Annotated in this window: 10 protein-coding genes; 5 read left to right on the forward strand and 5 right to left on the reverse strand. The window is 61.1% G+C overall.

Annotated features, from left to right (window positions below; all coding sequences use genetic code 11):
• Positions 1-117 precede the first annotated feature (117 nt).
• The 3 genes from ACORQT_RS03635 to ACORQT_RS03645 are packed head-to-tail and all read left to right on the forward strand — an operon-like array spanning position 118 to position 2,936.
• Positions 118-1,308: an NAD(P)/FAD-dependent oxidoreductase gene (locus tag ACORQT_RS03635; protein ID WP_147838121.1), complete on the forward strand. Its 1,191-nt coding sequence runs from the start codon at positions 118-120 to the stop codon at positions 1,306-1,308.
• Complete coding sequence (locus tag ACORQT_RS03640; protein WP_108680181.1) at positions 1,305-1,709, forward strand: hypothetical protein; 405 nt, start codon at positions 1,305-1,307, stop codon at positions 1,707-1,709. The genes ACORQT_RS03635 and ACORQT_RS03640 overlap by 4 nt, the downstream gene beginning before the upstream one ends.
• Before the next feature lie 30 nt (positions 1,710-1,739).
• Positions 1,740-2,936, forward strand: a complete 1,197-nt coding sequence (locus ACORQT_RS03645; protein ID WP_108680182.1) for a methionine gamma-lyase — start codon at positions 1,740-1,742, stop codon at positions 2,934-2,936.
• Positions 2,937-2,973: 37 nt separating this feature from the next.
• Here the strand turns inward: ACORQT_RS03645 and ACORQT_RS03650 are convergent, their stop codons facing one another.
• From ACORQT_RS03650 to ACORQT_RS03665, 4 genes are all read right to left on the reverse strand, one after another.
• Positions 2,974-4,368 (reverse strand): amino acid permease, encoded by a 1,395-nt coding sequence (locus tag ACORQT_RS03650; RefSeq protein WP_164057571.1) that lies wholly within the window; start codon positions 4,366-4,368, stop codon positions 2,974-2,976.
• Positions 4,369-4,470: 102 nt separating this feature from the next.
• Positions 4,471-6,006, reverse strand: coding sequence for a histidine ammonia-lyase (hutH, locus tag ACORQT_RS03655; RefSeq protein WP_444859319.1), 1,536 nt, complete (start codon positions 6,004-6,006; stop codon positions 4,471-4,473).
• The gene (hutU, locus tag ACORQT_RS03660) at positions 6,003-7,694 is read right to left on the reverse strand and encodes a urocanate hydratase (RefSeq protein WP_025159649.1); all 1,692 of its coding nucleotides are present in this window, start codon (positions 7,692-7,694) and stop codon (positions 6,003-6,005) included. Before hutU ends, hutH begins: the two co-directional genes overlap by 4 nt.
• A 375-nt stretch (positions 7,695-8,069) precedes the next feature.
• The gene (locus ACORQT_RS03665; RefSeq protein ID WP_089191193.1) at positions 8,070-9,410 is read right to left on the reverse strand and encodes an MFS transporter; all 1,341 of its coding nucleotides are present in this window, start codon (positions 9,408-9,410) and stop codon (positions 8,070-8,072) included.
• Between the two features lie 327 nt (positions 9,411-9,737).
• Between ACORQT_RS03665 and queE the strand changes: the two genes are divergently transcribed.
• Positions 9,738-10,409 (forward strand): 7-carboxy-7-deazaguanine synthase QueE, encoded by a 672-nt coding sequence (queE, locus tag ACORQT_RS03670; RefSeq protein ID WP_033641878.1) that lies wholly within the window; start codon positions 9,738-9,740, stop codon positions 10,407-10,409.
• A gap of 43 nt (positions 10,410-10,452) precedes the next feature.
• Positions 10,453-10,962 (forward strand): GNAT family N-acetyltransferase, encoded by a 510-nt coding sequence (locus ACORQT_RS03675; protein WP_164057573.1) that lies wholly within the window; start codon positions 10,453-10,455, stop codon positions 10,960-10,962.
• 26 nt (positions 10,963-10,988) lie between these two features.
• Here ACORQT_RS03675 and queD read toward each other — a convergent pair whose 3' ends face one another.
• Entirely contained in the window at positions 10,989-11,348 is a 360-nt protein-coding gene (queD, locus tag ACORQT_RS03680; RefSeq protein WP_004932638.1) for a 6-carboxytetrahydropterin synthase QueD, read from the reverse strand.
• Positions 11,349-11,510 lie beyond the last annotated feature (162 nt).

Genomic DNA, 11,510 nt, shown 5'->3' on the forward strand with positions numbered 1-11,510 from the left:
TAATTATTCGTTACTAGACTGCCAATAAGGCGGCGTTATTTTTTTCTTGCCGTTAAATATCGCCATCATCGTAATGCGTTCTTTCATACTGCCGGGTTTCGGCTGGGGGAGGGCCAGATGCGACAGCGAGTCGTCATTGTCGGCGGTGGAACCGGCGGCACCATGCTAGCCAATCTGCTGGCCGTGAAATTGCACTGGGAAATTCTCAATAATAAAGTTGAGTTATTAATGATTTCGGATTCGCCGCTGCATTATTACAAGCCGGCGTTTATGTATGTTGCATTCAATAATTTTTTCAAGCAGGAGCTCACGCGTTCACAGCGGAGTTTATTGCGGCCGGAAATACAGTTTGTCGTCGATAAAGCGGAATCTTTTGATTTAAAACAGCGGTATATCATTACGCAAAGCGGCAAGCATTATCCGTATGACTTCCTGGTTTTCGCCACCGGCTGCGTGCCCTGGCCGGAGCGCATCGAAGGGTTGGCGCAGGCGGGCGATCATTTCTACCAGTATCAGGCCGCGCGGCGGTTGGCGCTTAAGCTGGCGACGATCGAGAAAGGCCGCATTTTCATCACTGTGTCCTTCCCTGAAACGCCTAATGTGCCCCATCAGTGCGGCATCGCGCCGATCGAAACCACCCTGATGCTGGACGACTACCTGCGGCGGCGCGGCGTGCGCAAGGCGGTGGAGATCGCTTATACCTACCCAACCATTTCTCAACTGCTGCGCAACTGTCTGTTTTTACAGCGCCCGACCGGCGAAGCGCTGCCCGCCATTTTTGCCGCGCGCGACATTCGCCACCAGCGTGGGTTTACCCTCAGCCGGGTGGACGCTCAGCGCAACATCGCCTATTCCGCCGAGGGGGAAGAACAGCCGTTCGACATTCTGATGGCGACGCCGCCCATCCGTGCAGTGGAGGCGGTGCGCAATACCGGGTTGAGCGAGAGCCAAAACGGCGAAGGCTGGCTGCCGACCGATCATCAAACGCTGCAGGTCTACGGCCAGCAGGGGGTGTATGTCATAGGCGATACCGTGGATTTGCCGGTCAGCAAGGCCGGCGGCTCTTGCCATAATCAGGCGCCGGTCATTGCCGACAACATCGTGGCGGAAATGCGGCTGGGCCAAACCGTGAGCCATTATGACGGCAAGGTGCAGGCGGTCGCGCAAATGGGGCTGAATGCCGGCATGCCGCTGGTGTACGACTACCGTCACGACGTGCTGCCGACGCCCGCCACCAAGGCGGGCGGCATGCTGCGCAACGGGTTCAACCGCGGCCTTTACTGGGCCACGGTAAGGGGGCTGATATGACGGAAAGCACGGTGCACGCGGCTGACCTGCAATCATTGGCGGCGTTGCTCGAGAAACTGCAGCCGCTGCTGGCGGGCGGCCGTTTGGATAACGTGGTCGATCTGTTGTCGCTGCTGTCGGACGCGGTGGACATCGCCGACAACGCGCTGGTGGAGAAACTGGCCGGCGTCTTTGAAGGTTTGGTGACCATCGGTTGGGAAGGCGGAACGGCGCTGCAGATGGCGCACAGCGAGCTGCAATTGAATCCTCCGCCGGCCAGTTTTCGCGCGCTGTACGCCTTGCTGAAGCAGCCGGATACCGTGCTGGGGTTGACGCTGCTGCTGCGTACTTTACAAATCATCGGCCAGCGCACGCGAGACAGCGCATTGCCGCCGGCCCTTTCGGATGAATCAAAAAATTAAGCTTCACCCACTCAGGTAAGGAGTTGTGTTATGTCCGCTACAGCAGTTGGCCACGACTTTGCCACCCGGGCTATTCATTACGGCTACGATCCGCAGCGGTATCAGGGGGCACTGTCTCCGCCGGTGTTTATGAGCTCTACGTTTGCTTTTCCCACTGCGGAATACGGCGGCGCCTGCTTTGCCGGCACCGAGCCGGGGTACTTTTACTCGCGCATCGCCAATCCGACGTTAAACCTGCTCGAGCAACGCATCGCCAACCTGGAGGAGGGGGAGGCGGCGGTGGCGTTCGCTTCCGGCATGGGGGCGATCACCGCCTGTTGCTGGACGCTGCTCAGACCGGGCGATGAGCTGATTGTCGACGAAACCGTGTATGGTTGCACCTTCAGCTACTTTCATCATGGCCTGGCGCACTTTGGCGTCAAGATAACCCACGTTGATCTGACCCGGCCGGAGCGGCTGGCGGCGGCCATTGGACCGCGTACCCGCCTGGTGTATTGCGAAACGCCGGCCAATCCCAATATGCGTTTGATCGATATCGCCGCCGTGGCGGAGATTGCCCATCGGCATCAGGCGCTGTTGCTGGTGGACAACACCTATTGCACGCCCTATCTGCAGCGGCCTTTGGCGCTAGGCGCCGATATCGTGGTGCACTCGGCGACCAAGTACCTCGGCGGACACGGCGATCTCCTGGCCGGAATAGCGGTGACGCGTCAGGCGTTGGCCGAAGCGATCCGTCTGGAGGGGCTAAAGGACATGACCGGGGCGGTACTGTCGGCGCAGGATGCCGCGCTGGTGCTGCGCGGGATGAAAACCCTGCCGCTGCGCATGGATCGTCATTGCGATAACGCGCAGCGCCTGGCGGAGATGCTGACGGAGCATCCGGCGATCGAGCGGGTGTATTACCCCGGCCTGGCGAACTTCCCGCAGCATGCGTTGGCGCAGCGGCAAATGGCGCGCCCCGGTGGCATGCTGGCGTTTGAACTGCGGGGCGGAATGCGTGCGGGCATTCGCTTCCTCAATGCGCTGCAGCTCATCTTGCGCGCGGTCAGCCTGGGCGATTGCGAAAGCCTGGCGCAACACCCGGCCAGCATGACGCACTCGGCCTACACGCCGGAAGAGCGGAAACGGCACCACATCAGCGAGGGGCTGGTGCGGCTGTCCGCCGGGCTGGAGGCGTTTGACGATCTGCAGGCGGATATCCTGCAGGCGCTGGCGCAGGCGCAATAAAAAAACCCGCCGCAGCGGGTTTTGGCCGAAGCGAGCGTTACATCTGTTGCGTCGCGGTGGTCACCGGCGAACCGCCGCCTTTTTTGCGCACCCACAGCCAGTAAGCCGCTGTGAGGAACGCGATCCACACCAGCCCGACGTACAGCGCGATGCGGCTCTCTTCGAAGTAGCCGAGCAGGCCGATGACGAACGCCATAAAGGCGGTCGCCAATGCCGGCGCCACCGGCCACCACGGCACCGGGAAGCTCAACTGACGCGTTTCTTCCGGCGACAGCGTGCGGCGCATGACGATCTGCGACAGCAGGATCATCAGCCACACCCAGACGGTGGCGAAGGTGGCGATCGAGGCGATGATCATGAAGACCTTCTCCGGGATCAGGTAGTTGAGCACCACCGCCAGCAGCAGGGCGATTGACATGACCAGCACCGTCATCCACGGCACGCCGCTGGCGGTCAGCTTGGTGAAGCTGCGCGGCGCCTGGCCGTCCTGCGCCATGCCGTACATCATGCGGCCGGCGCCGAAGATGTCGCTGTTGATGGCCGAAATGGCCGCGGTGATCACCACCACGTTCAGCACGTTGGCGGCGGAGCTGATGCCGAGGTTGCTGAAGATCTCAACGAACGGGCTGCCGTTCTGGCCGATGCTGTTCCACGGATAGATAGCCATCAGCACCGTCAGCGTCAGCACGTAAAACAGCAGGATGCGCACCGGCACGGCGTTGATCGCCTTCGGCAGCACTTTGGCGGGGTCTTTCGCCTCGCTGGCGGTAATGCCGATGATCTCGATGCCGCCGAAGGCGAACATCACCACCGCCAATGACGCGACCACGCCGCCGATGCCGTTAGGCATAAAGCCGCCGTGTTGCCACAGGTTGCTGATGCCGGTGGCGTGCTGGGTTTGCCCGAAACCGAACAGCATCACCGCTGCACCGCCGACGATCATCGCCACGATGGCGGCGACCTTGACCAGCGACAGCCAGAACTCCAGCTCGCCGAAGACCTTGACGCTGCACAGGTTGAGCGCGCCGATAAACAGGATGATGCTGAGCACCCAAACCCACTGAGCGACGTCCGGGAACCACAGCCCCATATAGATGCCGAAGGCGGTGACGTCCGCCAGGGCGACGATCACCATTTCGAAGGTGTAGGTCCAGCCGGTGAGGAACCCGGCCAGCGGGCCGAGATAGTGGCTGGCGTAGTGGCCGAACGAGCCGGAAACCGGCTGATGCACCGCCATTTCACCCAGCGCGCGCATCACCATGAATACCGCCGCGCCGCCCACCAGATAGGCCAGCAGCACCGCCGGGCCGGCCAGTTGGATGGCGCCGGCGGAGCCGTAGAACAGGCCGGTGCCGATCGCCGAGCCGAGAGCCATGAAACGGATATGCCGCGCGTTTAGTCCGCGTCTGAGTTGTGTCGTTTCGTTACGCATGTTGTTTCCCGTTAAGTGTTTGCCGAACAGGCACGCGCTGCCCGCACCGGGTGGAACGCACCCGGCGGGGCAGAACAAACTGCGTGATTCAGTGTGTGATGATTATGCCTGGCTAGGCAGCAGCGCCGCAGGCAGCAGCGATGTCAGGTGACCGGCCGCCAAGAGTTGGCTGGCGGCTTCAATGTCGGGGGCGAAGAAACGATCCTTGTCGTAGAAACTGACATGCTCGCGCAGCAGACGGCGCGCCTGCTCCAGACCTTCCGAGGTCTTCAGGCCGTTGCGGAAATCCAGGCCCTGGCAGGCGGCCAGCCATTCGACCGCCAGAATGCCGCGCACGTTGTCCGCCATGCTCCACAGGCGGCGACCGGCGGCTGGCGCCATGGAGACGTGGTCTTCCTGGTTGGCGGAGGTCGGGATGCTGTCGACGCTCGACGGATGCGCCAGCGCTTTGTTTTCGCTGGCCAGCGCCGCGGCGGTGACCTGAGCGATCATGAAGCCGGAGTTCACGCCGCCGTTTTCCACCAGGAACGGCGGCAGTTGCGACATGTGTTTGTCCATCATCAGCGAGATGCGGCGTTCGGACAGCGAACCGATTTCGGCAAACGCCAGCGCCAGGTTATCGGCGGCCATCGCTACCGGTTCGGCGTGGAAGTTGCCGCCGGACAGCACGTCGCCCTGTTCGGCAAACACCAGCGGGTTATCGGAGACGGCGTTGGCTTCGATTTCCAGCACCTCGGCGGCCTGGCGGATCTGCGTCAGGCAGGCGCCCATCACCTGCGGCTGGCAGCGCAGGGAGTAAGGATCCTGCACTTTTTCGCAGTTGCGGTGCGAGTCGGAGACTTCGCTGCGCGCGCCGAGCAGGTGGCGGTAGGCGAGGGCGGCGTCGATCTGGCCGCGCTGGCCGCGCACCTCATGGATACGCGCATCGAACGGGCTGCGGGAGCCCAGCGCCGCTTCCACCGTCAGGCTGCCCGCCACGGTCGCGGCGGCGAACAGGTCTTCCGCGTCGAACAGGCCGCGCAGCGCGAAGGCGGCGGAGACCTGAGTGCCGTTCAGCAGCGCCAGGCCATCTTTCGCCGCCAGCGTCAGCGGTTTCAGACCGGCCTTGGCCAGCGCTTCGGTCGCCGGCAGCCATTGGCCCTGATGACGCGCCTGGCCTTCGCCCAGCAGCACCAGGCTCATGTGCGCCAGCGGCGCCAGGTCGCCGGAGGCGCCGACCGAGCCCTTCAGCGGGATATGCGGATAAACTTCGGCGTTGACCAGCGCGATCAGCGCCTGGATGACTTCCAGACGAATGCCGGAGAAGCCGCGCGACAGGCTGTTGATTTTCAGCACCATGATCAGGCGCACCAGATTGTCGTCGGTGGGCTCGCCCACGCCGGCGGCGTGTGACAGCACGATCGAACGCTGCAGGTTTTCCAAATCGTCGCGGGCGATGCGGGTCGAAGCCAGCAGGCCAAACCCGGTGTTGATGCCGTAAGTGGTGCGGTTTTCTTCAACGATGCGTTCCACGCAGGCCACGCTCTGCTGGATAGGGCCGTAGGCGTTGTCGTCCAGCGTCAGCGTCACCGGGTGTTGATACACGTCGCGTAGCTGGGCCAGCGTCAGTTTGCCAGGGCGAATAGTTAGCGCTTTCATGCTTTTTCTCCTTGGGTCGCGGCAACCATCGGCAGGTTCAGGCCTTGCTCACGGGCGCAGTCGATAGCGATATCGTAACCGGCGTCGGCGTGACGCATGACCCCGGTAGCCGGGTCATTGTGCAGGACGCGGGCGATGCGCTCGGCGGCTTCGTCGGTGCCGTCGCAGACGATCACCATGCCAGAGTGTTGGGAGAAGCCCATGCCGACGCCGCCGCCGTGGTGCAGGGAAACCCAGGTGGCGCCGCTGGCGGTATTCAGCAGCGCGTTCAGCAGCGGCCAGTCGGAAACGGCATCGGAGCCGTCTTTCATCGCTTCGGTTTCACGGTTCGGGCTGGAAACGGAGCCGGAATCCAGGTGGTCGCGGCCGATGACGATCGGAGCGGACAGTTCGCCGCGGCGCACCATCTCGTTGAACGCCAGGCCCAGCTTGGCGCGCTGGCCGAGGCCAACCCAGCAGATGCGCGCCGGCAGGCCCTGGAAGCTGATGCGCTCGCGCGCCATGTCCAGCCAGCGGTGCAGGTGCTCGTCATCCGGGATCAGCTCTTTCACCATGGCGTCAGTTTTGTAGATGTCCTGCGGATCGCCGGACAGCGCCGCCCAGCGGAACGGCCCGATGCCGCGGCAGAACAGCGGACGGATGTAGGCCGGCACGAAGCCCGGGAAGTCGAAGGCGTTGTCGACGCCGGTTTCTTTCGCCATCTGGCGAATGTTGTTGCCGTAGTCGAAGGTCGGCACGCCCATCTGCTGGAACGCCAGCATGGCTTTGACGTGATCGGCCATCGATTGCTTGGCGGCGGCGACCACTTTGGCCGGCTCGGTTTGCGCGCGCTGGCGATACTCTTCCCAGCTCCAGCCCTTCGGCAGGTAGCCGTTCAGCGGATCGTGGGCGCTGGTCTGGTCGGTGACCATGTCCGGGCGCACGCCGCGGCGCACCAGCTCAGGCAGGATTTCCGCCGCGTTGCCGCACAGAGCGATGGAGATGGCTTTGCCTTCTGAGGTGTATTTCTTGATGCGGGCCAGCGCGTCGTCCAGATCTTTGGCCTGCTCATCGACGTAGCGGGTTTTCAGACGGAAATCGATGCGGCTTTGCTGACATTCGATGTTCAGCGAGCAGGCGCCCGCCAGCGTCGCGGCCAGCGGCTGCGCGCCGCCCATGCCGCCCAGACCGGCGGTCAGCACCCAGCGCCCCTGCAGGCTGCCGTCGTAGTGCTGGCGGCCCGCTTCGACGAAGGTTTCATAGGTGCCCTGAACGATGCCCTGGCTGCCGATGTAGATCCAGCTGCCGGCGGTCATCTGGCCGTACATCGCCAGGCCTTTGGCGTCCAGCTCGTTGAAGTGTTCCCAGGTTGCCCAGTGCGGCACCAGGTTGGAGTTGGCGATCAGCACGCGCGGCGCGTTGCTGTGGGTTTTGAAGACGCCGACCGGTTTGCCGGACTGCACCAGCAGGGTTTCGTCTTCTTCCAGCGTTTTCAGGGTTTCGACGATCTTGTCGTAGCAATCCCAGTCGCGCGCGGCGCGGCCGATGCCGCCGTACACCACCAGCTCGTGTGGGTTCTCCGCAACTTCAGGATCGAGGTTGTTCATCAGCATGCGTAACGGCGCTTCGGTCAGCCAGCTTTTTGCGTTTAATTGTGTGCCGCGTGGCGCGCGTACATCGACATTGCGAACTTTGTTATTTGTAGTCACAGCATTTTCCTCAAACAGTATCGGTGCAGATTCCATGCCGCGGTGGGGATGAGTACCACGGCATAACAATGCGTAGGGCTTATTAACATATACTTGTATGTACAAGCATATGCAACACTGACCAGTTGCCGCTGAAAAGTGGCATAAGAAAAAGTTATTTTCTTTTTATATCAGGTTGATATGCGATTTTTTATCGCCGGTCTCAGGTACGGAAAGCCGGAGAAAAGTGAGCTGTTCGGCAAAAATGAATTAAAATTGACTCATTTTTGGGCGGCTAGTCACAATATTTTTACAGTCTGATTACAGTTGACGGCGGAGGATAAAAAAGCCCTATCACCGCAGGAAGAAAGCCCGCCGTGGGCGGGCTTGCAAGGGTCAGGCGGCCGGCTGCAGCGTCGGTTTGCGGCTCATCTTGCACACCGTGGCGATGGCGGCGATCAGCGCCGGCACGCACAGGAACATCAGGATGCTCTGCACTTCCCACTGCATGGCCAGCAGTTGGGCGCCCATCATGGTGCCGGCGACGCCGCCGAAGCGGCCGATGCCCTGCATCCAGGCGATGCCGGTGGCGCGGCTGTGGGTCGGGTAGAAGGTCGCCGCCAGCGTTTGCAGCCCGGACTGCGCGCCGTTCATGGTGACGCCCATCAGGAAGATGAAGGCGCCCAGCAGCACGATCTGTTTATCCTCGGTGGCCATCGCCACGATCAGCAAGGCGGTGACGACAAAGCCGCTCGAGACTACTTTGTGCGCATTCCAGCGGTCCATCAACCAGCCGGCCACCAAGATGCCCAGCGTGCCGCCGAAGGTGAACAGCGAGGTGAGCATCGCCGATTGCTCCAACTGATAGCCCAATCCCTGCATCAGGATTGGCATCCAGCTCAGCAACACGTAGTAGATCACCAGCCCCATAAAGTAGGTCAGCCACAGCATCAGCGTGCCGAGCAGGTAAGGGCGGCTGAACAGCAGGCCGACGCTGGTCTTGGTCTGCGCCAGCTTCTCTTCGTACAGATAAAAACGCGTCACGCCGTCGAGGCTCCGGCTGACGAAGCGCTGCGCGATGCGCTTGATCTTCGCCGCATCCTGGCCGCGGTTAACCATATATTTAACCGACTCCGGCAGCAGCAGGATCAGCAGGACAGTCAAGACCAGCGGCGCGATGGCGCCGAGCAGCAGCACGCTGTGCCAGCCGTAGGTCGGGATCAGCCACGATGAAATGGCGCCGCCGCCGGCCGCGCCCAGCGGAAAACCGCAGTACATGGTGTTGATCGCCAGCGAACGGCAGCGCTGCGGCGCGTATTCGGAGATCAAGGTAATGGCGTTGGGCATCGCCGCCCCCAGCCCGAGACCGGTGAGGAAGCGCCACAGCGTCAGGCTGTTGAGCGAACCGGCGTAGGCGGTGGCCAGGCTCGACAGGCCGAAGAACAGGCAGGAAAACACCAGCACGCGCTTGCGGCCGATGCGGTCGGAGATCGGCCCGGCGATCAGCGCGCCGAGCGACAGCCCCAGCAGCGCAGCGCTCAGCACCGGCCCCAGATCCTGCTTCACGATGCCCCAGTCTTTGGCGACCGAGGGGGCGATATAGCCCATGGCGGCGGTATCGAAACCGTCGATGGCGAGGATCAGAAATCCGAGAATGATCAGTGTCCAGTGAAACAGCGAAAACTTGCTGTCGTCGATGGCCTGTTGAATGTTTAACTCGCTGGTGGAATGAGTCATGGCACCCTCTAAACGCAGATGTAGTCGTGATGGATGGAACGTGGCCGAAACTGGCGCTCGGCTTGTGTTTGCTTGTATATACATCTGCGCGTCGGCGCTTTATGTCAAATATAATTATCTTATTTGTTAACTGTGTGTTGTTTTCTGTGGAGCAGGTTGCACCGCCGATGAAAGGCCAAAGACCGGTTCACAAATTAAATGAACGCCATTGGCGGTGAGATATGCTGACGGCGGCGCGGAGGATAAAATTTAATACAATTTTGGCCGTTTGGTCGCCGGGCCGGAATCTGCGATAATCGCTTTTTACTTTTCCAGATTGAGAAACCGATGCAGTACCCGATCAACGAGATGTTCCAAACCTTGCAGGGCGAAGGCTTTTTCACCGGCGTTCCGGCCATTTTCATCCGCCTGCAGGGCTGCCCGGTAGGGTGCAGCTGGTGCGACACCAAACATACCTGGGAAAAGGAAGCCCATCGAGAAGTCGACCTGCAACGGATCCTGGTCAAAACAGAAGAGAGCGACGCCTGGGGCAATGCCGGCGCCGAGCAGCTGTTGGCGGTGATGCGCCAACAAGGTTACACCGCGCGCCATGTGGTGATCACCGGCGGTGAACCCTGCATCTACGATCTGGCGCCGTTGACCGAGCTGTTCGAACAGCACGGCTACCGTTGCCAGATTGAAACCAGCGGCACCCACGAAATCCGCTGCTCCGCCAACACCTGGGTGACGGTTTCGCCCAAGGTGAATATGCGCGGCGGCATGAAGGTGCTGGATCAGGCGCTGCGGCGCGCCGACGAGGTGAAGCATCCGGTGGCGCGCGAGCGCGATATCGAGGCGCTGGATGCGCTGCTGGCGACGCTGCAGGACGATAAGGCGCGCATTATCGCGCTGCAGCCGATCAGCCAGAAAGAAGAGGCGACCCGCCTGTGCATCGAAACCTGCATTGCGCGCAATTGGCGGTTGTCGATGCAGACCCACAAATATCTGAATATCGCCTGAGTTTTTTATTGGCCGCAGGCCTTCGAACGGGACGGGAGTTACGGTGAAAATTGTATCGCGTGCATTCGAGGCGGTGACGGAAGCGGAATTGCGGTCGATTCGTTCGTTGTTGTCCGACGCTTTCCCCGAGATAACCGACGGATTTTATCGGCGGCAGGTGCCGGCTTGCCTGGTGACCGCCACGGAAGGCGAGGCGATCGTCGGCCAACTGGCGGTGCATGAGCGGCCGGTGTTGATTGACGGTGAGGCCGAGGTGATCGGCATCATCGGGCTGGTGGCCGTGGCACACACGCATCGGCGCCGCGGCGTGGCCGCAAACATGCTGGTGAAGGCGCATGACTATTTGCGCAGTAAAGGGATCGCGTATTCCATACTGTTTGCGGTAAGCGAAAAGTACTATACCGGCGCCGGCTATCGGGCGATGGAAAACGAGACGTCGTTCATTGAGGACGGCGAGAGCAAAACGTTTGTCTATCGAGGGGGAATGGCGTTGAGCCTGTCGGAAAGGCCCTGGACGGCGCGGCGTCTGGATCTGCAAGGCGAGGTAGTGTGAGGGTATCTGCACATACCCTCACGGCATCAACCTTTATATACGCATCCCGCCGTACAGGTCTCTTTCACCATCACCGCAGTCAGTTCCGGTAACTGGGGCTTGAGCTGCTGCCAAATCCAGGCGGCGAGCACTTCGCTGGTGGGATTTTCCAATCCTGGAATATCGTTCAGATAATGGTGATCCAGCCGCTCCCAGATCGGGGAAAACACAGCCTTGAGCTCGGCGAAATCCATCACCCAACCGGTGTGGGGATCCACTTCACCGGTCACTTCCAGACGCACCATAAACGAATGCCCATGCAGACGGCCGCATTTGTGGCCCTCCGGCACATGCGGCAAACGGTGTGCGGCTTCAAACTGAAAATCTTTAAACAGCGTGGTTGCCATTATTACGGCCTCATTGACTCAAAAACCGCCGCATAGTACCGGAAAGCGCGTCTGCTTGCCATTTATACCGTTATGGTCTACCGCCACGGCAAACGCATCCGGTTAACACTTTTTTTGTTTGGTGTCTGCGGCACCTATCGGCTGGGGTTATGAGCCGAAATG

It is taken from the genome of Serratia sp. (in: enterobacteria) (assembly GCF_052400455.1).
Taxonomy (GTDB): domain Bacteria; phylum Pseudomonadota; class Gammaproteobacteria; order Enterobacterales; family Enterobacteriaceae; genus Serratia; species Serratia ureilytica.